Raw genomic sequence first — 24,948 nt, 5'->3', positions numbered from 1 at the left:
GTGCGATGCACGCCAGCTAAAAGCGGAGGACCAGAGTGCATCCGGAGGATGAGCATTGGACGCGCCGCGGCGTCATCCTTCGCGGGGCAAGGATGCCCGCCACGATCAGGCCGAGCCCGCCGAGCACAAGCGAGGTGCCGGCGATCCAGCCGGCGCGAGTCACCGGACCGAGGTTGCCGTCCTCATGGCATTCGTACTCCTGCGCGATGCACGAGTTGCCGCAGCGCTTGCCGACGGTGCAGACCGGCCCGCCGTCGGGCTCGGGCGACTCGCGGGCGAGCAGGAAAACGATGCCGCCCGCGAGCGCCAGGGCGGCGCCCGGGAACACGAGCCCGGCCGTCAGCCGCCACTTGCGGCGCTCGAAGTCCATGCGGTCCTCCTCACAGCCGTCTGGCTTGCGTGACTGCTCGCTCTTGTGGCGCGGCGCAGCCTCCTCGTCAAGCGCCGGTGCAGGTTCGGGTGCCGGCTCGACCGCGAGTTCGGCGGACGGCTGGGAGATGAGAGCGGCGGAAAGCAGGGCGTGCAGAAGCATCAGCACCACTTTCGCCGGCCGGCGCATCTGCTGCAAACTGAACACGGCTCAGGATCTACCGCCCCGGGAAAACCTCCCCGCCACGTCGACGCATCTTGAGGCCGCACGCATGCTCGAAGCGCAGGGCCTGCTCGGCCGACCTCGCCGCGGCCGTCGACGCCGAGCGGGTGGTGAAGGCTGGCGGTCGCGTTGACCCGGTCTTAAAGTCGCCCAGGCTCGAGCGGACAACGCCGTCGCTGGCGACACGTCCTTAGGACGGGTTGCGGGCGGCGGCGGTCGCGTAGCGTGGAGACGTGGCCAGCCCGAAGAACAAGACGACAACGAAGGAACCCCGATGCGCCGCGATCGCCAGGCGCCTCGCCGCGGCGCGCAAGCTCGTGAGCCGGTTGGAGGAGCAGCTGGCGAAGGTCCAGGCCGCCGAGGAGGCGCGGGCGAAAGCCAAGGCCGACAAGCTGCGTGCCAGGCACGAACGGGAGCTCGAGCGGACGCGCAAGCGTCAAGAGCGCGAGCGGACGAAGGCCGGCGTCGCCCACCGCTGCACCGTCCGTTCGTCGGCGCCTCGCGCCCGGCGTCGCGCGGGCGCCAGCAAGTCCACCGCGTCGGCCCCGAACCCTGGCGCTGCGAAACCCGCCTATCTCATCCTCCACGCCTCGGTCAACGGCCCACCGACGTGGTCGTGGCGCCCCATGGGAGCGAAGCGCAGCAAGGGCACGGGGTTCACCTCGCGCGACGCCGCCGCAGCGTCGCTCAAAGCTGCCGGGTACGTGCTGGTCGACCCCCCGGCCGGGCCCCCGCGGCCTGCTCCGAAGGCCAGGACCTCGGGGGCCGTCCCGAAGGCCGGCGGCGGTGAGCTCGACGAACTCCTCCGCGCGAAGAGCACGGCCGAGATGGAGGACTTCATCCAGGGCATCCACGCGCAAGCGCGCGACCTGCAACGCGCGGGGAAGGATGCCGAGTACGAGCGACTCATGCGGCAGGCGCGGCCCTTCCTGGACCACTACGAGCAGCTGGTGATGCAGCAGACGTCAGGTCGCTCTCGGCGCCGGCGCCAGGACACGTCCACCGGCCCGCTGTTCGGTAACTAGCCCGGATTTCTCACCACGGATGGGTGGGGGCCCGCCAAGCACCTGTCAGGGGGCTTGGTGGAAGGGTGTTGGACGCCGTCGACGTGAGCCGGGAGGCGCGCTCGTTACGCCCACTGCTGGCGCGAGATCGAGCTGTTAGATGGATTACAAAGCCGGCTGCGCGTTTGGGGTGACCTGCGCATAAGGACAGACGAGCCCCGGCGCGCAGCGCGGCGCGCCCTTTGAGTGACGGATGTCGAGGCCGTCAGCGTCTCATGACGTGATGACGGTAAAGGTTCTCGAGGACGCGCCACCACACGTGCTGGAGCGGGAAGACCGAGCTTAGGGAGACGCGGAGCCTGCGGACCGAGGCGGTGACGATGGCGCCGATCTTGAGCAGCCGCGTGCGGATCGTGGAGACCTGGGCGTGGGCGAGCTCGGTGCCGGCGAGGGCGAGTCGGCGGAGCTCGTTGAGGATCATGTAGGCGACGGACGAGAGCCACAGGCGGAGCTGGTTGGCGCGCAGCGTGTGGGCGCTGGTGCGGTCGGCGAAGAGGCCGAGTTGCTGCTCCTTGATCCTGTTCTCCATGTCTCCGCGAGCGCAGTAGAGGTCCTCGTAGAGCGAGCGCGCGTCGTACTCGTCATGCGAGAGGTTGGTGGCGACGAAGCGCGGATTCTCCTTGTCCGTCGTGTACTCGGCCTTGCCGACCACCCGGCGCTCTCGCGACCACGTCCGGTTGGTCTCGTAGCGAAAGTCCTTGAAGACGCGTGCTTCCTTGCCGGTCTGCTCGGAGGTGGTGCGGGCCTGCGTCATCTCGTCCTCGATCTCGGCGATCAGGCGCGAGTTCTTCTGCAGGCCGAGGACGAAGAAGAGGCCGTTGTCCTCGCACCAGCGCATGACCTCGTCGCGGCAGAAGCCGGAATCGCCGCGCACGATGATCCGGACGGCCGGCCAGCGAGCGAGGATCTGACTGACGATCCTCTCGAGCTCCTCGACCGCGCCGCTGACTGGCTGCTTGTCGGCGGTGTTCAGCGCGGCGCCGAGGAGGAAGTCGCCGCAGAAGACGTACAGCGGCAGGTAGCAGTAGCTGTCGTAGAAGCCATGGAAGAAGCGACCCTCCTGCTTGCCGTGTACGGGGTCGTCCGTCGCGTCGAGATCGAGGACGATCTCGGCGGGCGGCCGATCGTGCGCGGCCAGGAAGGTGTCGACGAAGAGGCGCTGAATCCCGTGGTCGTCGTAGCTGATCTTCTTGTAGCGCTCGTCGCCGGCCACCGTGGGCTTCGCCAGCTCCAGGCGGTTCAGCGTGCTCTTGCCCGCCAGCGCATGGCCCCGGTCGCGCACCCGCTTGCGCTGCTCGCCGGTCGGATCGGCCTTGCCTATCGCCAGCGCGAGCAAGGCATCGTCGCGGAGCACGTCGTGGTCGTTCAGGTCCTCGTAACCACACAGCAGGCCCAGCACGCGCTGCGCGAGCAGTTCCTCGACGGTGTGCTCGACCCGGCTCGGGTCGCGGTGGTCCCGAAAGCAGGCCGCGAAGTCCCGAAACACACCTGAACTCTTGGTCAGCTCGCGCAGCAACAGCAGGCCGCCGTCCGAGCTGACCCGCCCGGCGTCGAAGGCGGCCTCGACACGCCTCCGCCCGGCCGGTTGAAAATCGAACTCGGTGCGGATACACCTTGTCGTGTTCCGGCCGTACCCCTGGGTGGTCAGCAATCGTTTCACACCCGCTCGAACTCGGGAAGTGCGGCCGGAATTCCTTCCCGTGGTGAGAAATCCGGACTAGGAGCGGACGGGCCGCGGCCCGCTCGCCCGCAACGACAGGCGGGCCGGCGTCGGTGCGTCAGGCTGCGCCTCCTCGAGGCGGGTCAATCGTTCGTCGGAGTGGCGCTGGTGCTCCGCGAGCGCTACGCGGACGAGCCCCAGCTGGCGCACGAGCTCGCGCAGCTCCTGCAGGATCAGCACCATCCCCGCCCCGCACAGGGCGATCTGGACGAGCGAGAGGATGAGGTAGGTCGTGCTGGGCGACGCTGCCGCGGACATATTCGCACCCTACGACGCGCGCGAACCCGCGAACACGTCCACTGGACGGGGCGGGCGCTCAACCCGTGCCGTAGCGTCGGAGCGTGTTCTGGGCCGTCGTCACCACCGTCATCACCACCGCGCTCTTCGCCAAAAACCGGAAGTCGGGCGCGCCCGCGCCGTCGGGGCCGCCGGCGCTGAGCCCGGGCGCGCCCGCGGGACAGGAGCTGCAGCAGCTGGCGCTCCACCAGGCCCTCGTCGGTCGCCTCGACGGCGCCACGTACACGCCCGGTCCGGGGGCTGAGCTGCTGCCGATGGTCGTGCTCCTGCACGGCGAGGGCGACGACCCGGCCGCGCTGAGGTCGGTTCTTCCGCCATCGCGCCCGCTCCGCGTGGTGACGTTGCTCGGGCGCCTCGATGACGGCAACGGCCGCCGGCGCTACCTCGACCCGCTGCTGCAGGGCACCGCCCTCCGCACCGCGCAGCTGCGCGAGACGGACGACATCGGCCTGGCGGTGATCGCCGCGACCCAGCGCTTCCCCGTCGACGGCGCCCTCGTGATCGTGGGGGTGGGCGGCGCGGGCGCGATGGCCCTCGCGGAAGCGATGCGCGGCCCGGCCTGGTTCCGCGCCGCGTTCGGTGCCGGCGGGGTGCTCACGGCCGACTGGGTGCCCGACGGCAAGGCCCCCGCGAGCCCGCCGCGCCTCTTCAAGCTCAGCTACGGCGACGCCGTCGGCTTCGACCAGCTGGCCGCGCAGAAGGCCGCCGGCCTCGGTTGGCCCCTCGTCGTCGACCAGGGCGACGTCGACGTCATCGGCGCGTCGCCAGACGCAGCGACAGTGCGCGCGTGGCTGGCGACGCGCTGGTCGGAAGAAGGCCTCGGCGCAGGCTGAGGCCCGCGCTGAGCGCCCAGGTCGTGGGCACGTTCATGTCGGCTCTGGGGTCACGGCTCGGTGCGCGGCGTTGCTGCACCTTGTGGTCTTGCGGCGTTCGAGGCCGCAGAGCTGACACAGCGGCCCGCCGCCGACCGGCTCGACGAGTGGCCCGCGCCGCGGAAGCTTGAAGTCGCCCCAGAGCCCCTCAGAGTTGCTCGATCTGCAGGCTGAGCTCGGTAGGCTCGTCGACCCGGCGGCCGAACTCGACGTAGTAGCGGCCTGGCGTGAGCTCGTGAGCTTCGGACATGCCGGGGACCATCGGCAACTCGAAGCTGTCCCAGCACGAGCCGCACTTGGCGACGCGAAGGAAGAACCACTCTGTCGAGGCCGGCGCGGACAGCCGGTAGCTACCGGCCTCGGCGATCTCGAACGCGCGGCTCGTGCGCATCAGACCGATCTTGTCGGGCCCGAGGACGTCGTCCCGCTCGCACGAGACGTCCGCGCCGAGGGTGAGGGTCGCGCCGTCCCACGGCTGCGGCGGCAGGTTGCACTCGAGCAGCGCCATGCGGTTGCTCCCGCTGCTGCAGTTCGGGTAGTCGGCGAAGTCGGCCATCGCCGCCTCGATCGGCTCACCGAACACCTCGGCGAAGATCGGCGCGAACTCGTCGAATTCGGCGGTGCGCCAGGTCGAGCGCATGAACTCAACGAACAGCGCGAGATCGTGGCGCTCGATCAGGAAGCGGACGAACCGCCCCGCCGTGTGATAGTCCATCACGTCGTCGACGTCGCCGTGGAGGACCTGCGCGAGCGGGGTCCCCGCGTTGATGGACGCGGAGCTGTCCTGGAAGACCTCCGCGAGCCCCTCGTTGAACGCGGTCGGTCCCGAGAGACCGCCGAGGTTGGCGACCACGTGGGTGATCTCGTGGAAGTTGTAGCTGCTCTCGGCCATGAAGGCGTAGGGCTCCTCGTCCCACGCGCAGCCCCGAGCTCGTCGGCCGCAGTACTTGCGGATCTGGCGGGACTTGATGCGGGTGAAGCGGATGATGTCGGGCAATTCGAAGCCCATCATCCGCGCGAGCTCCACCGCGTGACGCTCCTGGAGGACGAACGAGCCGCGACACACTGGAGCGTCGGTGGTCGTGCCGTAGTGCAGGTATTCGCCCTCCCAGATCGGCTCGGGGATGGCGGGCTGGCACGCGACGAGGACGGCGCCGAGGAGCGAGGGTCGAGACACGCGCGGTCGCATGGGCGTATTCGAGGTTACAAGGTTCAGGCCGTCCGTGCGCGGCGCTGACGCACGAAGTCTTCGCCGGGTCTCGACCGGGCCGAGAGAATTGGTCGCAGGGAGGCGCCGCCAGGATGCCCCAGACGCCGGGCGGCGGCATGAACAGCCGGACGTCGTCCGGGAGGTCGACCACCTGCACGCGGTAGCCTGCGTTCCGGTATGGCGCCGACCAACTGCCCGACCCGCCGCAGAGGTCGAGGATCAGGCGCTCGGGGTGAGCTAAGCTGCCGCGATGGTGTCGTCCCCCGCCGCTTCGCTGGTTGGTACGGTGTACTCCCTGACGCGGCGGCCGCGGATGTACACGTCGATGGGCACGCTCCAGGAGGTCGTGGCGTACTTCTCCGGCTGCTGCGACACATTTCGCCTCACGGAGGACGATACGCCGGAGATCCCGCTTTCGTGGCGATTCGCGCGATGGCTGTGCGAGCGGCACGGCGAGCCGGTGACGATCCAGCCGGCCGAGTTCTGCGCGGTGCTGTCACGCCTATCGCCCGCGCCCCTCGAGGCGCTGTGGCACGAGTTCGAGCTATTCGCGGACGAACATCTGGGGGTGCCGCGCGGGGCCTATCCGCTGAAGATCACGGTGACGTGCGGCTACGTGACCGCGGGCGAGCGCCGGCGACCGCGGAAGTCGCGGGGGCGTTGAGGCTCAAGGACCGCGGCCCCCTCCGCCACCAGCTGGCCCCGCGCTTCGAACCGGAGCGGGGCGCGCGCTCCGAGCACCGGACAGCGGCGCGACGCCGACGACATGGCCTGGCGGTGCTCGCGGGTTGAGGTTCTCGTTGAGCGCCCAGGCTCGGGCGATCGAGCGGCTCCGGCCTCGTCGGCTTCGGCTCGCGCTCGCGTTCGAGCCGACGGACAGCAATTGCGGGCCGCAACGCCCGAGCGCGAGGCGGCCGGTTCATTCGTGAATACGGCTTCGCACGGCCGTGTCATAACACACGATGAGCATGAACTCGCAGTCATCGGGGCCACGTCAAACCGCGTTCGATGTCGCCGAAACATTGGTCCTGCCATGGCTCATTCCGAGTTATGCGTCTTGACGATGCAATAGCGTAACGGCAGATTGGTGTGGATGAATGCCCAATTTCGATACACGCCAATCCTTCGATGGAAACGCGGAGAACAACAGGCCTTGCAGAACCTGCCGGTCGGGGACAAGCACTTCGCACGCCCGATGATCGAATTTCTACCGGGGTCGGAGGAAGAAGACGAGCCGGGAGCCTCCTACGACAAGTTCGTCAAGCAGATAGACAAATCCTGGGGGAAGGAGAGTCCGATTTGCGTAGAGCTGGGTCTCGACGAGGACAACAATCCGGTTGAAGCTGTGTTCGAACGTCTCCGAGCGCTCGAACTGCTCGGTATTCCTGTCACTGGGGTTGCTCGCGACGAGTCTTTCCAGCGCGCCGTCGCTGCGGTCGCTAAGGCGGACGGCCGAGGTGCGCTCATCCGCATCACTCCTGACGAGATTGCAGAAGTAGGCTTCGCGGACGACATGAGTAGCCTGATGAAGCTACTGGCGTTGGACCCCGGGGAGGTTGACGTCGTGGTCGATGCTGGCTTCATCCAAGTGACGCCGCAATCGAATGTGACTAGCCAGTCTTTCACCATGATGGGTTTCCTTGCCAACCTGCCCCATTTCGCGCAGTGGCGGACGGTTACTTACGCAGCTTCGGCGTTTCCCGAGAACCTGGCTTCCATCACCGGCGAGGACACCATCCCACGCATCGAGTGGAACGTGTGGAAGAACGTTGCCGCACGTCTCGCCGCAACGAGGGAAGTTCTCTTCGGCGATTACACGGCCGCGCACGCGATCTACAGCCACGTCCCGTACGCGGGTGCGGCGAACATCCGGTACACGCTCGATGACGCGTGGTTGATCAAGCGGGGCCGCAAGGTCACCGGCCCTCAGTACGGCGGCTTCGGACAGTACGTAAAGCTCTCGCAGAGCCTTATCGCGGATCCTCGATACTGCGGGGCAGACTTCAGTTGGGGGGACCGGTACATCCATGAGTGCGCCAACGGTGAGGTCGGGACGGGGAACATGACCACCTGGCGCTCAGTAGGGACGAACCATCACATCAGGTACGTGCTGAAGCAACTCGCCAGTTTGAGCGCTCCTTGAGGCGCATCCTGACGACTGCACGCAATTCATCCTGCGGGAGCAGGTCGGCGAGCGCTCGCGTCAGGCGGTCACGCGACTTGCCCCGCAGCCCTCGCGCTGCCCCCAGGCTTGCCAGCAACTCTATGAGCTCGTCACACCACAACAGCGCAGCTACAGCAACGGGATCGATCGCCGGATTTGTTCCTGGGGCTCTTTCTTCGCGAAAATGAATAGCTTTGCGAGGCCCAGCGAACGCTACCTTGACACCCCACCAAGGGGGCACGATCTTGATCGCCTTCTCAAGGTGCGTCTCCCCTACCACGAGCGTGACGCGATCAAGGACATTGTTGTAAACTTGCGCCTGAGCGGGGAGGCGCTCGAGAGTGTCGCGGTCACTCTTTATTTCGTATCCGTGCAACCGTCCGTTCACGACGGCGATATCCACCCGCGCGGTGCCGTACCACAAGCCGAGCTCATCGAGCACCAGAGTATCAGCCTGCCCATGGTGGTCCCGAAGAACCTTCTGGTGAAGAGCTGCACGTAGATCAGCGTCTCGCATGGCCTGTTTTAGGTAACACACGCGCAACGGGCGGTCCTAGGATCTGGCTCACGCGAACTCCGCGCCACCAGCCCCTTCGCCTGAAATAGGCACCCAAAAACCCTGTTTGGTGGAATTTCGTTGGGTTTGCTGTTCGGACGAGATCGCTGCGCTGCTTGACGGAGGTAGGCGCGCCAGACCACGGCGAGCGTCCACAGCCGCGTTGTGCGCCGGGCCGAAGGCCAGCCGTCAAGAGGGTCCTGGTCACTAACGCACATTTTCTGGACACGGACCGTCCGGTCGGTGTCCGGTTGGACCTCGCCGCGCGAGGCGCGCGAGGGTGGTCTTGTGCCAGCGCCCATCCGGCGCGCGGGAACGACAGCCGCGGGCGGTCAACGCCGCCGCGATCTGGCGCAGGCTCAGGCCGCGCTCGAGCAGTTGCTCGAGCTGCTGCAGCACCAGCTGCTCGCGCTCATCGGCGACGAGGCGGCCCGCCTCATGTCGGAAGCCGTACGGGGGCTGTCCGCTGACGCGCTCGCCCCGGGCGCGCTTGGCCGCCAGAGCCGCGCGGGTGCGGTCGCGGATCACTGCCCGCTCGTGCTCCGCGAACACGTCGACCATCCGCATCAAGAGCCGGCCGTCGGTCGTATGCTTGTCGCTGGTGCCGTCCGCGGTGGCGACGCGAGCGCCGAGCCGGCGCACACGGACCTCGAGTGCGCCGGCCAGCTCGACGTCGCGGGCGAGTCGATCGCGCTTGGCGGCGACCAGAGTCGCAGCCCGGGAGGCGCGCAGGGACGCCAGCGCGGCCATCAGCCCGGGTCGCTGCTCGAGCGCCTGGGCGCCGCCGACGTTCTTGTCCTCGTGCCACGCGACGACGTGGATCCCTCGCGCACGCGCCCACGACTCGATCGCCGCTCGCTGCGCTTCGGGCCCGAGGTGCTGCTCGTCGGTGCTCACTCGGAGGTACGCGACCGCGAGCGAGGAGTCCACGCCACGCCGCATCGCGTCACCCCCCGCTGAAGAGCGCGGTCCTGCTGTTGTCGTAGGTCCAGCCCGACGCGACGCGGGGATACGTCAGCCCCCGGTACACGCGGGCGACGCCGTCCTTGGCCCGGGCGTCTTTGACGTCCGGCGGCCCGCCCGCCCAGCTCGTGATGTCGCCCAGCTGTTTGACGACCCAGCGCGCCGCGTCGGCGTCGTCGGCGAGCAGGGGCAGAACGCGCTCGCCCGACTTCGCCAGCACGATGGCCCACTTCGGCTGCTCCGGCGAGGTCTCCAGCGCGAGCCCTGGCACTTCAGTGTCAACGACGTTCGATTGTCTCTTTCTCGACTGACTCATTGTTCATGTCCTTTCCGTCATGCGGCGAGCTCGTTCCCCCACGGTTCCCAGCCGGACCGCCGCTCCCGCGCGAACATCTCGAGGCGAGGCCCGGGGCTCACAGCCTCGAACCGCTCGAAGGCCTCAGGGGGCTTCTGGCTATGCGCCCGGCGGGGGGCGACGAGAAGGCTCGGCACGGGCGCCTGCGCCGGCAGCTGGCCGCGCACGCCGAAGAGCACGAGCTCGTGCTGGCCTCGGAGGTACTGGCCGAGGCCGACCTTGTCCTTCGCCCAGGCCATGTTGCTGACGTAGCGGAAGCCGAGCGCCTGCATCACGTGCAAGCCGTCCGGGAGAAAGTTGTTGGTCACCCAGAGCCAGAGGTGACAGCTGGGTGCCGGCGTCCAACACGGCGCCCGCAACATCGTCTCGATGATCGCCGGCGTCGACAGCAGCGGGTAGTGCTCCTGCGCGCCTCGCCCGCCGCCCCCCTGCTCGAGCCACGGCGGATCCGCGGCGATGCAGCGAAAACCGCCTGCGTCCTTCACGGTCGGGCCGGGCACCGCGCCGATCACCAGCTGCATCTACTCGCTCCTTGGGTCAGGGGTTGAAGAACGCCGCCAGCGCCTTACGGAACGCGACGGTGACCTCGCCGGTAGGCCCGTTACGGTGCTTCCCGACGATGATTTCAGCCTTCCCGGCGTTCTGCGTCGTCGGCTTGTAGTGCTCCTCGCGGAAGGGAAACAGGACGATGTCCGCGTCCTGCTCGACGCTGCCGGACTCGCGGAGGTCGGCCAGGTGCGGCTTGTGATCCGCGCGAGCCTCGACCGCTCGATTGAGCTGCGCCGCGGCGACCACCGGGATGTTCGCGTCCTTGGCCAGCCGCTTCAGGCCGCGAGAGAGGCCGCTGATCTCCTGCTCGCGGTTGTCGGCGCGGCCCTCGTACTCGAGCAGCTGAAGGTAGTCGACCGCGACCCAGGCGTTTGCGTCGCTGCTGGTCGCCGCGGTGCGACGGACCCACTGACGGACGCGCGCGCGCAGCTGACCCAGCGAGCGCACGTCATCGTCGATCACGAGCGGCGCGCCCTTCACCGCCTCGGCCGCGTCGCTGAGCCGCTGCGCTTCCGCATGGCTCAGGCGGCCGGCGATCACCGCCTGGACGTCGACGAGCGCCAGAAGCGCGAGCATGCGCTGCACCACCTCGACGGCGGACATCTCGAGCGTGGCGATGTAGACCGGTCGCCGCGCGCGCGCCGACGCTGCCGCCCACGTGATGAGGAGGCCGGTCTTCCCCATCGATGGCCGCGCGCCGATCACGACCAGCTGCTGGGGGCGGATGCCGCCCCCCAGCCTGTCGTCCAGCACCCTAAGCCCCGTGGGCACGACCGGCGCCTGGCCCATGCCGGCGCGGGCGATCGCATCCAGGCTGTCCCGAACGACCTGTCCGATCGGCGGGGCGGCGGTCGCAACACCATCGAGCAGCGGGGGCAACTCCTCGCGCGCCCGCGTCACGAGTTCATCCGGATGCGCCTCGAGGAGATCGCGCATGCCCTGGCGGAGCATCCGCCCGACGGCGAGCTCGCGGACGCGACGTCCGTGCCAGCCGGCGTTGCGCGCCGTCGCGTACTTGTCGACGAGCTTGCTCAGGGCCGGCAGGCCGCCGACCAGCTTCAGGTTTCCGCGGCGCTCCAGCTCCGCCTGCAGGCCGACGATGTCGCCCACCGGCTCGCCGCGCTCCGCGATCGACACCAGCGCGTCGAGGATCGTGCGGGCGACCGGGTCGCCGAAGTGGGCCGGCTGGACGTCGGCTTCGTCGAGGGCGATCTGCCCTCGGAGCAGCACGGCCCCGAGGATCGCGTACTCGTGTTCGCGTTCGACGAAGTCACTCATGCCTGCGCGCCTCCGAGGGCCGCGAGCACTCGCCGCTCGCGCCGCATGACCTGCGTCCGGCTGCACCCGAGTCGCTCGCCCGCTGCCCGAAGGGTCAGCCCCGCGAGGCGGGCCTGCACGACCTCGCGGTCGAGCTGGGCGGCCTGTCGCAGGCGCGCGAAGGCGTCGAAGACGCCTTCGTCGAGCTGTTCGCCGGCCTCGTCGGGCGCCGCCGGTTCGATGAGCCGCAGCTCGAGCGACCGACGCTCCAGGTAGCGCACGACGGCGCCTCTGGCCCAGATACGGGCCCAGGCTCGCCACTCGCCGCGCTCCGGCTCGTACCGGCGCCAGGCGTTGGTGATAGCCAGGAGCGCCACGCCGAGGGCCTCGTCGCGCTCGTGCGACGGCGCGAGACGGGCGACGGCTCGCGCGATCGGCAGGATGTCGCTCACGTTCATGGGGCGGTACCTCCCTGGTGCCGCCACCGCATGAGGAGCGCGGTGACGGCTTCGGGTTCTGTCTCCGGTTTCGGCCTCAGCGACTCGAGGTGGCGATGAACGCGAGCCCGGTGACGTTGAGCGGCGTCCTCGGCCAGGACCGCGGCCCGGGACCACACGCCCGGACGCCAGAGAAGCGGCCACCAGCGCCACTGCCGCGGATCATCGAGCGTCGCCGCGTGGTAGCCCCGCAACACCTGCATGACCGCCTGCCAGCCCTCCCGGCGCAGCAGCTTGCCGAGGTCGCGGGTCAGCGAGAGCGGAATACGGCGCGGCCAGAGCGGCCGCTTCACGACGCGGGCCCCGGCTTCGCGGGCGTCGTCGGCCTGCTGCGGGGTCGCGACGACCAGCTGGCCGGCGACGTCGACGAGCTCGAGCTGTTCGGCCTGCAGCTGCGCCGCGAATTGTGAGGCGAGGAGGTCGCGCGCCCGGGCACCGAGCGCCCAGCACGTGCGCAGCCGGCCGGCGACCCGCCGCCGCTCGCGCATCAGCAGCCCGGCCAGGTGAAGGGCGCCGAGCTGCCGGTAGATCGTCCGCTCGCACTGACCTGTCTCCCAGGCCAGGGTAGGCACGGACGCGTGGCTCCACCCATCTTCGCCCGCGGTCTGGCGAAGCGTGGTCAGCAGGAGCCGCGGGCCGGGACGGCACGTCATCGACGCGCGATCTCCTTGGCGAGGACGCGACCGGCCGCGGAGAGCTGCCAGGTGGCGGTGTCCTCCCTCTGCTCGATGAGACCGCGTTCCTCGAGGGCCTTCGCCCGTCGGCTCAGAAATGGGTTGTGCCGCCGCCGCTCGAGCAGCAGGAGCAGCGCCTGCCGACACCCGGGCGACAGCGGCTTCGTCATCGCGGCCTCCGGGGGTAGAAGCCGCAGTTAGCGGCCCCGCGGGGCGCGCGGACGGTGACGCTGCAGAGGGCCGCCGCTCGCACCGACGAGCCCGCTCTTCGGAGTGCGAGCCGCAGCAGGACGGCGACCAGGTCGACGAGGTCAGCCTTCGTCACGGGTTCACCTCGCCTCCGAACAACCGACGACGGATGCGCTCCTTGCTCTCGCTCGCGTCCGGCAGCGTCGGCTGGAGGTCGTCGATCGCCACGTCAAGACCGAGCACTCGCAGCGAGCTTTCGAGTTCCGCCACGAGGTGGCCGTGTTCCGGCTCCGGCGGAGCCAGCGCGGCGACCACCTTCTCGAACTCCTGGACGTCGCGCTCGAGCTGCCGCACGCGCGTCTCGCTGGCGAGTCGCGCGGCTCGCTCTCGGCGTGCCCAGGCCCATGCCTCGTTCAAGGAGGGCTGCGAGCGCCCGCGCTGGAACCGGGCGCCCAGCAAGATGCCGAGGAGCAGACCGCCGGACAGGGTGAGGATGAAGGCGAGGAGCATCACGCCGCACCTCCCGCCTTTCTGGGGAGCGCCAGCACCTTCCGGCGCGGCGACGCGGACTCCACCACCCCTTGCAGCACCCCGACCACCGTGCCGCACCGGTCGCGGATCTCGACAGCTTCCAGGTCGCAGTCCGGGCAGGCGGCCACGTCGCCGCACGCGCAGGGCCCCTTGCAGTTCCGATAGTAGTCGCCGCACGCGCAGCAGACGAGGCGCGCGCCGCACCTGCTGCAGTACAGGCGCACGCGCGGGGCCACGAGCTGCGCCTGCACCCTCGGCGCGACGATAGCTTCCTCGCGGCTGAAGGTTCGGCCGACCGTGCCGAGGACGTCGGCTTCCGGCGGACCGACGAGGCCGTCGACGTCATCCGCGAGGTCTTCGTGTCGCTTCCGCATCACGCACCTCCTTCGGTCGGCCGAGGGACCGCGACTTCCTGGGCCTCCCGCTTCACGCCGTTGTTCCTCACCGCGCGGCGCGCCGTCTCGTCGTTGGCACGGGCGTAGCGTGATGTGGAGGCGATGTTCCGGTGCCCCAGGACCTTCTGGCACACACGAAGGTCCGTGCCGCCATTTAGCAATTTCGTGGCCAGATCGCGCCGAAGGGCATGCGGCGACAGGCCACGCGTCCGCACCATCTCAGCGCGGCGGCATGCCTCGTGAAAGGCCGCGTCGATGTTCTCCACGTGACCGCTCGCGCTCTTCTTCGGGCTCGGGAAGAGCCACGGGTTGCCGGTCTTGTCGCAGATGTCGCAACGCCTCCGGATGACGTCCATGCAGTTGGTGAGCTGCAGCGTCCGAACGTCTTCGTCGTCGTCGGTCTTGTGCTCGTCGAGGTACGCGAGCTCAGCGCGCAGATCGATCTGCTCTCGTCGCAACGAGAGCACCTCCGAACGCCGCCCGCCGGTGCCCCGCACGCACCAGATCGCGTCCGCGACAACCTCGGTGCATTTCGGGCGCTTTCCTCTTCCCTTGGGCCTGAGCATGCCCTCGAGGGCCGTCGCGAATCGAGCGCGCTCATCCTCGCTGAAGACGCGCGTGCGCTGGCGGATCGGGTAGAGCGGGATGTCGGCGAACGGGTTCAACTCCCCTGGCCGCAACGCGCGCCACACCTGACGGCCGAGCTTGATCGCTCGGTTCGCCATGGAGGGCACCCTCCTGTGCTCTGCCTTCTGGTGCCAGCGCAGCAGCTCGTCGCGGCTTAGGGCATTGACCGGCCTGGCCCCAAAGGCAGGTCGCAGGTAGAGACGGAGCGTCCGCTCGACACCCTCCGCGTCGTCGAGGTGCTGCCAGTGCAGGTCCCAGAACTCGTCCAGGATGCTGTTCAGGGTTGCCGCATCCGCCGTGGCGACCGGCGATTCCGAGATCGTGTTTTTGTTGACGATGGAGGGGATGAACCGGCGAAGGAGTGAAGTCAGCATCCCGTGGTTGCTGGGACCCTCCTTCGCAGACCTCAAAATTCTGGGGTTTCTAGCCCCAGGGGGCTCATCGTCCTCGCTGCCACGCTCGACTCGTGGTGTGCGATTCCGAGAGGTCTGGCGAGCGCCGCCGCGCTCGGTAACGCTCAAGTTGTGGGCTTCGAGCGGCAATTCCAGAGGAATTGGCGCATGGCGGGCATGGTCGCACATCGCCGGCGCCCGCGACAGCCCCCCGAACCGCGTTCGATCCGCCCGCGGCCGCAGCGCGGCCGCAGATCGGCCCAGCGGACTCAGAAGCGCACCGTCAGCCGCACCGTCCCGAGCAGATACCCCGGCGTGAGGTTCAACGACTTCAGCTCGGCGAAGCGGACGTTGTAGCGGAACTGGGCGCCGAAGCTCAGGTGGCGCCGCACCAGCAGATCGACGGCCAGCCCGAGGTACATCTCGCCGATCGTCGTGACCTCGCAGATCCGCGCGCTGTTGCACTTCAGCCCGACGTCGCACGCACCGTTGGCCATACACGCTTCGCCGCGCTGACCCGTCCCCCCGCCGGTGGGCGTCACCACTCGCAGGCCCGCCACCCCGACCTCGATCAGCGGCAGGAAGCGCCCCAGGTCGAGCGCGAACACCGGGCCGACGCCGTAGGTCATCACGTGAATCGTGCCCGGCGGCGCCGTGCGCACGACCTCCATCTCCATCTGCGCCCGCTCCTCGCCGACCGGGTGTCCCGAATAGACCCCCATCGCGCGGACCCAGATCCAGCGCCAGGCCTGCACGTCGAACTCGGCGTTGACGCCCGCCCCGTGCAGCCGCGGCGCCTGATTGTTGGCCGTCAAGCGGCCCTGGAACGGCAGCCGCAACATCGCGTACGCCGGCGCGATCGTCAGCGCGAACCGCCGCCGCGCCGACCACCCCTGGCGAATGTCGGGCCGCGTGCGCGGCGGCGCGGTCCCGATCTGATTGTTCGGCGGTCGCATGAATGGCGCGTCGTTCGGATCGATCGGCGGCGGCGGCAGCGCATCGCCGGCCAGCCGCGCTGAACTCTGCACATTCGCGGTCCCACCATTCGCGCTGGTCGCAGCCTCGCTGCTTCGCGGACCGACCTCCCCGCTCGCGGGCTTCGGCTCCGTCCCCGACGGCTTCACCTCGCCCTGCGGCTCGGCCCCGGCGGCACTCGCCCCGCGCTGCGGCTCGGCCGGTTTCGCCTCGCCCTTCGGCGGCTCCGAAGCAGCCGCCTTCGAGCCCGGGTCACCCGGCGCCTCGGCCTCGACCTCCGTCGTCGGCGGCTCCCACGGCGGCAGCCCGGCCGCCTGCGCCGCCCCCGACGTCCCGAGCGCCAAGACCAGCGCCACGAGCCGCATCCGCCCGGATCCCTGTGTTCGCGCGCCGGGCAATCCTGCCCCAGGCTACCACGCCGCCGCTCCGCGCGTGAACCGCTCACCGATCGCCATGTAGGCCAAACACCCACCCGACTCTCCGAACGCCTCTGCGACCCCGCCCACGCCCATCACGCCCACCGGCAAGATCGCCGCCCCCCGCGCGCCGGGTCGCGCTGGACATGACCGGCAGCGGCGGAGCGCTCGCGACAATCGTCGGGGCCGCGAGACACACGTCGGTCGCGGCCACCGACGAAGCCCGGGCGCGACGCGGATGTCCTCGAGGCCATTATTCCAATCCCATGTTCTAAAGAGCATGCTCTTTCGAGCATGCCCTTCGAGCCATGGTGCATCGTCGCCGCCGCGACCGGAGGTCCTTTTAGGCAGGTAAACTCTCACGCCCCGCCGACACACACCGCGGCCCCGTGCCACGGCGTGCAGCGCCCTTTTTCGCACGGGTTGTCGTCGTCGCACGGCGTGAAGCAGGCGTTGCTGGCGAACGCATGCACCTGTCCCTCGGGACAGTCGGGCGCGAACAGCGGGTCGTGGCGCACGCAGCCGAGCAGCGCCTCGCAGCCGTCGCCCTTCGCCTCGGTCTGCCCCGCCTTGCACGCCGGAACCAGCGCAGGGTCGCCCCACATCTCGTCGCACGTGTCGCAGCGGCACAGCGCGTCGGGCGGCCGCGTGAACACGAGCGATCGCCCGGGAGCCTCCGCCAGCCCGACCACCTCGACCCGCGGCTGCGCCGCCTCCCAGCCGATCCGCAGCTCCCCGACACCGTCGAGGCGATACAGCCGCGCCGTCAGCGGCGACCCCACGGAGAGCGGCGTCACCAGCGTCATCCCGGTCGCCGTCGTCATGCGCATCGCCGCCGGCGAGCCGCCCTCCAGCACCTCGATCTCGCGGATCGGCTCGACCGCGTCGGCCGCCGACAGCCGCAGCTTGAGCCACCCGCCGAGGTGCTGCACCGTGCCCGTCGCCCACCCTGCGAACGGCACCGCCTCCACCGCGTCCCACGCCGGCTTCGCCGGCGCGTAACGTGTCCCTTGGGGCAGGCCCGGCCCCGGCACCCGCGGCGGCAGCGGTCGCGCCAGCCGCTCAGCCAGCGCCTCGGCGAGGGCCGCGTGGCCGCGCGCCGTCAGGTGGATGTCGCCGTCGAGGAACGCCCCCGGCTGGGCCGCGCGCAGCGCCGCGGTCGCGTCGAAGCTGCGGATCCGCAGCTCCTCCGCGCTGGCCACCACGTCGGTCAGCAAGATCTGCGACGGCCGCATGTCCGGCCCCTGCTCGACCCCGTACTTGGCCCACTCGCCGGCGTCGACCTGCACGTCGATCGGCAGCGCCACCACCACCAGCTCCGCCCCGTGCAGGTCGCACAGCGCCTTGAACTCCGCCAGGTAGGCGTCGAACACCGACTGCGGCCGCGGCCGGGGCGCGCTGCGGGCCAGCTCCGCGAGCACCGCCTCGCGCGAGTCGGTCAACGTCGCCGCGGCCGCCTGCAGCGCGCGCAACTCCGCCGCCTGCTGCTTGGCGAGCTTGCGCTGCTGCTTCCTGTAGTCCTCGCGGATCGCCACCGCCTGGCGGATCAGCTCGGCCGTCAGCACGATCGACCGCCCGCTCTCCGCCAGCCGACTGTCGACGATGTCGCCCGGCCGGCCCGCCGCCACCTCCGCCCAGAACTGCGCCGGATCGCCGTACCGCAGCTCCTCCTCGAGCGCGCGCAGCCGGTCCTGCTCTGCCCGCAGCGGCCGGCTCAGCGCCTCGATCTGCGCGCGCGAGGCCCCGCGGCGCTGCTCGTGCTGCGCCGCCGCCTCCGCCCGCTGCGCCTGCGCCCGCAAGCTCGCGTGCACGAGGTCCTCCCAGCCGCCCTCCGACGGCGTCCCCGGGTCGAGCGGCCGCCCGCCCGCGTCGTCGCGGTCCGGCCCCCCGCCGAGGCGCCCGCGTGCAGCCACCGGCGCAACGCGTACACCGCGTGCGACCGCGAGAACAGCCACGCCCGCCCCGGGAACTGCGTCACCGCGGCGGGCGCCGTCTCGCGGCGGACCGCCCAGCCGTCCCACACCGCGTGGCGCTCGGTGTTCGGCCGCTCGAGCTCGAACGGGTCGTTGACGAAGTTGAGCACCACCACCACCGTCGCGGGCCTGCGCTGCACCAGCAGTTCGCGGGCCACCTCGAGGTACTCGCGCGGCCCGTAGGTCGGCACCCCCGCGTTGAGCACCGGCCGACCTGTCCTTTCAGCCAGCCTGGCCGAAAACGTCTCCGCGTCCTCGACCCCGAGCCCGAACACCTGCGAATCGCCGACCACCACGATCTCGCGCGCCTGCGGCGGCTCGGGCCAGTCGGTCCCGCGATAACCGCTCGCGTTGACCCGAATCGTGGTCCGCGGATTGCGGCCCAGCTTGAACCCCATCGACGCGCCCGGCTGCAGGCGCACCCCGAGCTGCGGATCGGCCACGTAGAAATTCACGTGCGGGAATGCCCCCTCGTCGCGCACGCGGAATGCGTACTCCGTGGCCGCCAGCCCGAGCCCCAGCCCCACCGCGATCTGGGCCGCGATCACGCCCCGGCGCGACCATCGCCGGCGAGGAGCGGGAGCGGGGCTCGGTGCGCGCGGATCTTGAGGCATGAGCGGAGGCGCGGCGGTCCGCACCGTAGCACCGACCCCGCCGATCCGCGAGGCGGGCCCGCGCCCTGCCCTCGATCTCGCTACGGGCAGTTCATCGACGTGACCGTCTGTCCCTGCGTCGGCACCCCGCACTCGACGAAGCTGAGCGGGATCGATTGGCACTTGCTCTGCCCGCAGTTCTCCTGCCGCATCACGTGCGCGTGCGGCCCCGTCGAATAGCCGGTCGAGCCCGACAGCCCGATCGTCTGCCCGCGCGTCACCGCCTGCCCGAGCGTCACGTGGACCTCGTTGAGGTGCTTGTAATAGCTCGACGTATTGTCGCCGTGCAGGATCACCACCAGGTTGCCGTACGGCCCGCACTCCGGCCCGCCGCCGTCGTAGCAGGGGTCGCCCGGGCCGGTCTCGGCGAAGACGTGGTGGACCGTCCCGTCGGCCATCGCCACCAGCGGCGTGTTCAAGCCGAGCCCGAAGTCGAACGCGTAGAAGTCCTTGCCCTGGTGGCTGACCCCGCCGTCGTTGCCTTGCGTGATCTTGGCCGACATCCCGCAGGTCAGCGGCAAGTAGTAGCCTGCGGGCGGGGCCGGCGGTTCGTCGAGCGTGCAGGAGACGAAGCCGGAGAACACGAACCCGGCGGGCGACGCGATCTGGTACCACAGCGAATTGCCGTCGATCGTCTCGCCGGCGACCGCCGCCACCGTCTCGACCAATTGTCCATTCGCCAGCGTCGCCACCGGCTCCTCGGCCGTCGACGGCGACGGGCGCACGTTGAGCACCTCGCCGGCCGGCACCATCACCCGCAGCCGCGGGCAATCGGCCAGCGGATCGCCCGTCGTCGTCGTCGTCGTCGTCGTCTCGAGGCCGCCGTCGCTCGTCGTCGTCACCTCGCCGGTCGTGCTCGTGGTCGGACCGCCGGTCATCCACGCCTCGGTGATCGGCCCCGGGCCCGCGCCGCTCGTCGTCGTCGTCGGCGGCTCCTCGGCCGTCGTCCCGAGCGGGCCGGGGAACGTCGTCACCGGGCCGGCGCTGGTGAGCAGCGGCCCGGAATCGCCGCAGGCGGCGATCATGAATGCGAGCAACCAGCGGCGTTCGAAGCGCATGCTCTCGGATTACCGGATCGCCCGCGCGTTTTCAAGCGTCGATGCATCCGCATCGACCTCGCAGCCGGGTCGGCGGAGCCTCGCTGAGGACCTCACCGACGCGGGGTCCCCGGGCCCCGTGTTAGGCTCCGCGGCCAGACGGGATGCTCGCACCACAGCGATTTTTCATCACCGGATGTGCCAGCGGCATCGGTCGTCACGCCGCCGACGTCCTCCTCGCGGCCGGCCACACCGTATTCGCCACCGACGTCCGGCTGGAGCCGCTGCAGGACTTCGCCGCCGCGCGCGGCTGGCCGGGCGAGCGAGCCCACTGTCGCGGCCTCGACGTGCGCGACCCGGTCGCCTGGGAGGCCGTGTTCGCCGAGGCCACGCGGGTGATGGGCGGCGTCGACGTCCTGCTCAACGTCGCCGGCTACCTCAAGCCCGGCTACACCCTCGAGTGTGACCCGCTCGAGGTCGACCGTCACCTCGACATCAACACCAAGGGCGTCGTCCACGGCACCCGCACCGCCGCCCGGCACATGGTCGCCCGGGGTCGCGGCCACATCATCAACATCGCCTCGCTCGCCAGCCTCGCGCCGGTCCCGGGGATCGCCCTCTACAGCGCCTCGAAGTACGCCGTGCGGGCCTTCTCGCTGGCGGCCGCCCAGGAGCTGCGCCCGCGCGGCGTCGCCCTCACCGTCGTCTGTCCCGACGCCGTGCGCACCCCCATGCTCGACCTCCAGCTCCACTACGGCGAGGCCGAGCTGACCTTCTCCGGCTCGCGCCTGCTCACCCCCGACGACGTCGTCCGCGCCATCGTCGACGAGGTCCTGCCGCGCCGCCCGCTCCTGCTGGCCCTGCCGCGCTCGCGGGCCCTGCTCGCGCGGATCGCCGACCTGTTCCCGCGGACGTCGCACTGGATCGAGCCGCTGCTGCGCAAGATCGGCCGCGCCCGCCAGCGACGCATGCGCGGCGAGCCCGCCTGAGCAGCGCCGCCCGACAGGTCCCGAGCGCCATCCCATGAACGTGTCCTTCGGGACATGTCCTTCGCGCCTCCGGCCGCCGCCCTTCGATCGTCACCTGCCCCATGAGCCAGCTCTCTCGCACCCCGTGAGCCCGTCATGAGCACCGATCAGCCCCCGCGAAAGACCCCGATCGTCGCCGCCGAAGCCCCGCCCCGCGCGCGGCCCAGCGTGTATCCGCCCGAGTTCGCCCGCCGCGTCGAGGGCCGGCTCAAGCGGCCGCTCGGCGATCTGTTCGGGCTCGTCAACTTCGGCGTCAACCACACCCGCCTGGCGCCGGGCTCGTGCAGCGCGCTGCGCCACGCCCACACCCGCCAGGACGAGTTCGTCTACGTCCTCGAGGGCCGCCCGACCCTCGTCACCGACGCCGGCGAGTTCGAGCTCGAGCCCGGCATGTGCATCGGCTTCCCGGCGGGCTCCGGCGAGGCGCACCACGTCCTCAACCTCACCGACAGCGACGTCGCCCTGCTCGAGGTCGGCGACCGCACCCCCGGCGACGCCGTCACCTACCCGGCCGACGACCTCGTCGGGGTGTTCGAGAACGGCCGCTGGCACTTCACCCGCAAGGACGGCTCGGCCTACTGAGCTCGACACCCGGGGCCCGGCCGCGCTCGCGGGGCGCCGAAGCACCGCGCGCCCCGGTCCGCCGGCTCGCTCCGCCGACCCGGCTCGTCGCAGCGTTCGGCGCCGCTGCGACCGGCCGGGAGCGCGACGACCGCACCGGTCCCCGAGGACATGTCTTTTTGCCCATGTCTTCCGGGCCATCCTCGGCGCGCCCCTCGCTCGGAGATCGCGCGAGCGCCGACACGAGATCGACGCTGTCTCGAGCACGCGCGGCTGCAGGCGCAGCGGCCGCGATGCGCGCGCCGAAAGCTCGAAGGCCGTCCGACCCAGGGAGCGGGAGGACGGCCTCGAACGTGGCGGAATGGGAGGGATTCGAACCCTCGGTAGAGTTTCCCCTACACAGGTTTAGCAAACCTGCGCCTTCAGCCTCTCGGCCACCATTCCGTGCGCAGTCAGGTTGTCGGACGCCGCGTGCCGGGGGCCCGCGGGGTCTCGGAACCTAGCCGCATCGCTCGCCGGTTGCAAGGGTCCGGGCACGGGCCAAGGTCACACCCCGACCGACAGCACAGCGGCTCCTTGTAGGATCTGGCGCCCCCCGCCACACTGAGCGCGAGTGTCCGCCGCCGTCAGAGATCGGATCGCCGTCGTCACCAGCGAGATCGTCATGGCGATCGGCTGCTTCGCCGCCGGCCTGCTCGTGATCCTGGGGATCCCCGGGGTCGCGGACGGCCTGCGCGCCGCGATCCAGGCGCTGTTCGGCCGCCCGGTGCTGCCGCCGGACCAGGCCAAGGTCGCCCTCTCCCTGGCGCTGACGCCGATCGCCACCCTCGTCGGCGCCCTCCTTTACGACCGCTTCACCCGCGCGCTCGACCCCGGCCCGCTGCCGCCGCTCGTGCCGGCCGCGCAGCAGCCCCGCCTGCCCCGGGCCGCGACGATCTCCCTCGTCTACCTCGGCGCCGCCGTGGTCGGCAGCTACGCCCTCGGCTTCCTCATGCAGCTGCTCGGCGCGCCGATCGCCGAGCAGCCGCTGGTCTTGGAGCTCGTGGCCGCCGGCGGCTCGGCCCTCAGCAGCCTGGTGTTCTCGGCCCTCCTGCTGGCCCCGCTCGGCGAGGAGCTGTTCTTCCGCGGCCTCGTGTTCCGGCGGATCGCCCACCGCGCCGGCATGTGGCCGGGGCTCGTCACCTCGGCCCTGCTGTTCGCCGTCTTCCACGGCAACATCCACGGCCTGGTCGTCTATCTGTGGCTGGGGCTGGTGTTCGCCGGGGTCTACGTCGCCACCGGGCGGCTTGTGTGCGCCGTCGCCGTCCACTTCGGCAACAACGCCATCACCCTCCTCACCCTGATGACCGAGCGGGCGACCGGCGGGGCCGGCTGAGCTTCTGTGATGTAGCGCTCGTTTTTGTCGCGCAGAAGCCTCTTGCTCCCCCCCTCGGACCCTGATAGGTTTCGCCGCCCCTGCACCTCCCCTGCAGGGTTTTGCATCCGTAGCTCAGCTGGATAGAGCGTCGGTCTACGGAACCGAAAGTCGGAGGTTCGAATCCTTCCGGATGCGCAGCGAGAGAGGCCCCGCCCACGCGGGGCCTCTCTCGCTTTCTGACTTCGCTTTCCTCGGCCCGCAGATCTCCCCCCGCCTGACCTGCCCGTCAGGACAGGTGCTCGCCGGTCGATCGTCCGCCGGCCTCGTCCGCGCGCGCCGCCTCCGCGACCGCCGCGTCGCTCCGGTGCATGGCTCTTCGGACATGTTCCGAAAAACATGCTCGAACGACCATCACGCTTCGCTCCAGCACGCGTCGCGACGATGTCACCGGCTGGCGAGCCGCGCGCGGCGCGTGGGGCCGCTTGCCCACTGGCGCGCGTCGCCGCCCCGGTGGTAGATTTTCGCGCACCACCTATGCTTCGTCCTCGCGCGCTCATCCCCAGTGTCACCGTCGGCCTCGCGCTCGCGGCCGTCGCTTGCAACCTCACCCCGGACGCGATGACCACCGACTCGGGCGGCACCGACACCGGGACGGGCACCGACACCACGAGCACGAGCGACGAGCCGACCACCGGCGGCCCGACCACCGAGGAGCCGCCGACCACCAGCAGCCCGGCCACCACCGACGAGCCCGGGACGACCACCGACACCACCAGCGTCGACACCGACCCCACCGCGGGCCCGACCACCGAGACCGGCACCACCGGCCCCGACCTCGACGACGTCACGATCTACGACATCCAGGGCGGCGAGGTCCCCGAGGGCAGCGTCGTCACCGTCAAGGGCGTCGTCATCACCTCGCCGGTCCACATCGACGGCGACGGCAAGGGCACGATCTTCGTCCAGGACCCGATGGGCGGCGAGCTGTCGGGCATCGCCGTGTTCCTCTACGAAGAGGTGGCGATGAGCTTCGGCGTCAAGCCGGGCGTCGTCGTCGACATCACCGGCGAGTACACCGAGTTCTTCGGCGAGAGCCAGCTCCAGGTCACCAGCGTCGACGCGATCGTCGAGGTCGGCCAGGGCGAGCCGCCGGCGCCGGCGGTGGTCGCCGCCGCCGACGTCGCCACCGGCGGCGCCAAGGCCGAGGCCTACGAGGGCGTGCTGGTCCAGGTCGAGAACGTCACCGTCACCAACCCCGCCGTCGACATGAGCGACTTCGAGGTCGAGGGCGCGCTGCGGATCAACGACTTCTTCCTGTTCCCGCAGATGGAGGAGCCCACGGTCGTCAACGGGCAGGTGTTCACGAGCATCGCCGGGCCGCTGCGCTTCAGCTACGACAACCACAAGATCGCCCCGCGCGCCGCCGCCGACCTCGTCTCGGGCATGGTGCCGCAGGCCGAGGAGCACACGATCTACGAGATCCAGGAGGGCGCGCTGCCGGTGCAGACGCCGGTGCTGGTCAAGGGCGCGATCGTCACCTCGCCGCTCACCTTCAAGAAGGACGGCTTCTTCATTCAGGACCCGATGGGCGGCGAGCACTCGGGCATCTACGTCTACATCGGCGCCCAGGCCGTCACCGTCGAGCCGGGCGACGTGGTCGACGTCGAGGGCGTGTACGACGAGTACTACGAGAACTCGCAGATCGAGGTCAGCGACGCGGCCAAGATCGTCGTCACCGGCAACGGGGCCGTCCCGACCCCCGAGGTCGTGTCCGCCGCCGACGTCGCCACCGGCGGCCCGCTGCAGGAGAACTACGAGGGCGTGCTCGTCACCGTCGAGAACGTCCAGGTCGCCGCGGCCAACATGATGTTCAGCGACTTCGAGCTCACCGACGGCCTGTTCGTCGACGACGTGTTCTTCGCCAAGGCCGACTGGATGCTGCCGATGGCCGGCGACACCTTCATGTCGCTGACCGGCCCGCTGACGTTCGGCTTCGACGAGGCCCGGCTGCTGCCGCGCACGCCCGCCGACATCAAGCCCTGAG

At 70.3% G+C, this 24,948-nt stretch carries 27 protein-coding genes and 2 tRNA genes; 9 read left to right on the top strand and 20 right to left on the bottom strand.

The features are described 5' to 3' along the window. Positions 1-16 precede the first annotated feature (16 nt). The gene (locus NAEX_RS30635; RefSeq protein WP_096331025.1) at positions 17-577 is read right to left on the bottom strand and encodes a hypothetical protein; all 561 of its coding nucleotides are present in this window, start codon (positions 575-577) and stop codon (positions 17-19) included. Between the two features lie 248 nt (positions 578-825). Between NAEX_RS30635 and NAEX_RS30630 the strand changes: the two genes are divergently transcribed. Beyond that, positions 826-1,617: a hypothetical protein gene (locus NAEX_RS30630; RefSeq protein WP_096331024.1), complete on the top strand. Its 792-nt coding sequence runs from the start codon at positions 826-828 to the stop codon at positions 1,615-1,617. Positions 1,618-1,861: 244 nt separating this feature from the next. On the opposite strand, the gene NAEX_RS30625 is transcribed toward NAEX_RS30630, so the two are convergent. Next, a complete protein-coding gene (locus NAEX_RS30625; RefSeq protein WP_143825753.1) occupies positions 1,862-3,304 on the bottom strand; it encodes an IS1380 family transposase in 1,443 nt (480 codons plus the stop codon). Between the two features lie 69 nt (positions 3,305-3,373). Further along, positions 3,374-3,634 (bottom strand): hypothetical protein, encoded by a 261-nt coding sequence (locus NAEX_RS30620; RefSeq protein ID WP_096331023.1) that lies wholly within the window; start codon positions 3,632-3,634, stop codon positions 3,374-3,376. An 83-nt stretch (positions 3,635-3,717) separates the two neighbouring features. Between NAEX_RS30620 and NAEX_RS30615 the strand changes: the two genes are divergently transcribed. Continuing rightward, entirely contained in the window at positions 3,718-4,506 is a 789-nt protein-coding gene (locus NAEX_RS30615) for an alpha/beta hydrolase (protein ID WP_096331022.1), read from the top strand. A 187-nt stretch (positions 4,507-4,693) separates the two neighbouring features. Here NAEX_RS30615 and NAEX_RS30610 read toward each other — a convergent pair whose 3' ends face one another. Continuing rightward, a complete protein-coding gene (locus tag NAEX_RS30610; RefSeq protein ID WP_143141488.1) occupies positions 4,694-5,722 on the bottom strand; it encodes a hypothetical protein in 1,029 nt (342 codons plus the stop codon). A 283-nt stretch (positions 5,723-6,005) separates the two neighbouring features. Here NAEX_RS30610 and NAEX_RS30605 point away from each other — a divergent pair, with 283 nt between their 5' ends. After that, positions 6,006-6,419: a hypothetical protein gene (locus NAEX_RS30605; protein ID WP_143141489.1), complete on the top strand. Its 414-nt coding sequence runs from the start codon at positions 6,006-6,008 to the stop codon at positions 6,417-6,419. Between the two features lie 489 nt (positions 6,420-6,908). Continuing rightward, positions 6,909-7,898 (top strand): beta family protein, encoded by a 990-nt coding sequence (locus tag NAEX_RS30600; RefSeq protein ID WP_245913833.1) that lies wholly within the window; start codon positions 6,909-6,911, stop codon positions 7,896-7,898. Here the strand turns inward: NAEX_RS30600 and NAEX_RS30595 are convergent. From NAEX_RS30595 to NAEX_RS30525, 15 genes are all read right to left on the bottom strand, one after another. Then, on the bottom strand, positions 7,855-8,436 hold the full coding sequence (locus tag NAEX_RS30595; protein ID WP_096331018.1) for a sce7726 family protein: 582 nt from the start codon (positions 8,434-8,436) through the stop codon (positions 7,855-7,857). The two genes, NAEX_RS30600 and NAEX_RS30595, sit on opposite strands and share 44 nt — an antisense overlap. A 246-nt stretch (positions 8,437-8,682) precedes the next feature. Next, positions 8,683-9,405 (bottom strand): recombinase family protein, encoded by a 723-nt coding sequence (locus NAEX_RS30590; protein ID WP_170136122.1) that lies wholly within the window; start codon positions 9,403-9,405, stop codon positions 8,683-8,685. A gap of 16 nt (positions 9,406-9,421) precedes the next feature. Continuing rightward, a complete protein-coding gene (locus tag NAEX_RS30585) occupies positions 9,422-9,754 on the bottom strand; it encodes a hypothetical protein (protein WP_143141490.1) in 333 nt (110 codons plus the stop codon). Between the two features lie 17 nt (positions 9,755-9,771). Next, positions 9,772-10,314: an MT-A70 family methyltransferase gene (locus tag NAEX_RS30580; RefSeq protein ID WP_096331015.1), complete on the bottom strand. Its 543-nt coding sequence runs from the start codon at positions 10,312-10,314 to the stop codon at positions 9,772-9,774. 16 nt (positions 10,315-10,330) lie between these two features. Continuing rightward, complete coding sequence (locus NAEX_RS30575; protein WP_096331014.1) at positions 10,331-11,620, bottom strand: replicative DNA helicase; 1,290 nt, start codon at positions 11,618-11,620, stop codon at positions 10,331-10,333. Beyond that, positions 11,617-12,057, bottom strand: a complete 441-nt coding sequence (locus NAEX_RS30570; RefSeq protein ID WP_096331013.1) for a sigma-70 family RNA polymerase sigma factor — start codon at positions 12,055-12,057, stop codon at positions 11,617-11,619. Before NAEX_RS30570 ends, NAEX_RS30575 begins: the two co-directional genes overlap by 4 nt. Further along, positions 12,054-12,668, bottom strand: a complete 615-nt coding sequence (locus tag NAEX_RS30565) for a hypothetical protein (protein WP_143141491.1) — start codon at positions 12,666-12,668, stop codon at positions 12,054-12,056. Before NAEX_RS30565 ends, NAEX_RS30570 begins: the two co-directional genes overlap by 4 nt. A 77-nt stretch (positions 12,669-12,745) precedes the next feature. After that, on the bottom strand, positions 12,746-12,940 hold the full coding sequence (locus NAEX_RS30560) for a hypothetical protein (protein ID WP_096331011.1): 195 nt from the start codon (positions 12,938-12,940) through the stop codon (positions 12,746-12,748). Positions 12,941-13,091: 151 nt separating this feature from the next. Beyond that, positions 13,092-13,472, bottom strand: coding sequence for a hypothetical protein (locus NAEX_RS30555; protein ID WP_143141492.1), 381 nt, complete (start codon positions 13,470-13,472; stop codon positions 13,092-13,094). After that, the gene (locus NAEX_RS30550) at positions 13,469-13,864 is read right to left on the bottom strand and encodes a hypothetical protein (RefSeq protein WP_096331009.1); all 396 of its coding nucleotides are present in this window, start codon (positions 13,862-13,864) and stop codon (positions 13,469-13,471) included. The genes NAEX_RS30555 and NAEX_RS30550 overlap by 4 nt, the downstream gene beginning before the upstream one ends. Then, positions 13,864-14,886, bottom strand: coding sequence for a tyrosine-type recombinase/integrase (locus tag NAEX_RS30545; protein ID WP_170136121.1), 1,023 nt, complete (start codon positions 14,884-14,886; stop codon positions 13,864-13,866). The genes NAEX_RS30550 and NAEX_RS30545 overlap by 1 nt, the downstream gene beginning before the upstream one ends. A 287-nt stretch (positions 14,887-15,173) precedes the next feature. Next, positions 15,174-16,235, bottom strand: a complete 1,062-nt coding sequence (locus NAEX_RS30540; RefSeq protein WP_143141493.1) for a hypothetical protein — start codon at positions 16,233-16,235, stop codon at positions 15,174-15,176. A gap of 419 nt (positions 16,236-16,654) precedes the next feature. Further along, positions 16,655-18,106 (bottom strand): alginate O-acetyltransferase AlgX-related protein, encoded by a 1,452-nt coding sequence (locus tag NAEX_RS30535; RefSeq protein ID WP_143825654.1) that lies wholly within the window; start codon positions 18,104-18,106, stop codon positions 16,655-16,657. Next, entirely contained in the window at positions 18,010-18,816 is an 807-nt protein-coding gene (locus NAEX_RS30530; RefSeq protein WP_096331005.1) for an SGNH/GDSL hydrolase family protein, read from the bottom strand. Before NAEX_RS30530 ends, NAEX_RS30535 begins: the two co-directional genes overlap by 97 nt. A 146-nt stretch (positions 18,817-18,962) precedes the next feature. Beyond that, positions 18,963-19,979: a M23 family metallopeptidase gene (locus NAEX_RS30525; RefSeq protein WP_096331004.1), complete on the bottom strand. Its 1,017-nt coding sequence runs from the start codon at positions 19,977-19,979 to the stop codon at positions 18,963-18,965. A 143-nt stretch (positions 19,980-20,122) separates the two neighbouring features. On the opposite strand from NAEX_RS30525, the gene NAEX_RS30520 reads away from it, so the two are divergent. Together NAEX_RS30520 and NAEX_RS30515 are read left to right on the top strand one after the other, a co-directional pair. Further along, complete coding sequence (locus tag NAEX_RS30520; protein WP_096331003.1) at positions 20,123-20,947, top strand: SDR family oxidoreductase; 825 nt, start codon at positions 20,123-20,125, stop codon at positions 20,945-20,947. Positions 20,948-21,082: 135 nt separating this feature from the next. Further along, positions 21,083-21,568 (top strand): cupin domain-containing protein, encoded by a 486-nt coding sequence (locus NAEX_RS30515; RefSeq protein ID WP_096331002.1) that lies wholly within the window; start codon positions 21,083-21,085, stop codon positions 21,566-21,568. Positions 21,569-21,901: 333 nt separating this feature from the next. Here the strand turns inward: NAEX_RS30515 and NAEX_RS30510 are convergent. Further along, a tRNA-Ser gene (locus NAEX_RS30510) sits at positions 21,902-21,991 on the bottom strand. A 169-nt stretch (positions 21,992-22,160) separates the two neighbouring features. On the opposite strand from NAEX_RS30510, the gene NAEX_RS30505 reads away from it, so the two are divergent. The 3 genes from NAEX_RS30505 (at position 22,161) to NAEX_RS50915 (ending at position 24,947) form a co-directional block, all read left to right on the top strand. Next, positions 22,161-22,922, top strand: a complete 762-nt coding sequence (locus tag NAEX_RS30505) for a CPBP family intramembrane glutamic endopeptidase (RefSeq protein WP_096331001.1) — start codon at positions 22,161-22,163, stop codon at positions 22,920-22,922. A gap of 103 nt (positions 22,923-23,025) precedes the next feature. Beyond that, positions 23,026-23,099, top strand: a tRNA-Arg gene (locus NAEX_RS30500). Positions 23,100-23,438: 339 nt separating this feature from the next. Further along, on the top strand, positions 23,439-24,947 hold the full coding sequence (locus NAEX_RS50915; protein WP_096331000.1) for a single stranded DNA-binding domain-containing protein: 1,509 nt from the start codon (positions 23,439-23,441) through the stop codon (positions 24,945-24,947). Position 24,948: the final 1 nt, after the last annotated feature.

It is taken from the genome of Nannocystis exedens (genome assembly GCF_002343915.1).
In the GTDB taxonomy this organism is placed as follows: Bacteria; Myxococcota_A; Polyangia; order Nannocystales; family Nannocystaceae; genus Nannocystis; species Nannocystis exedens.
The sequence above is the reverse complement of the archived record's forward strand: the minus strand, read 5'-3'. Positions and strand labels throughout refer to the sequence as shown.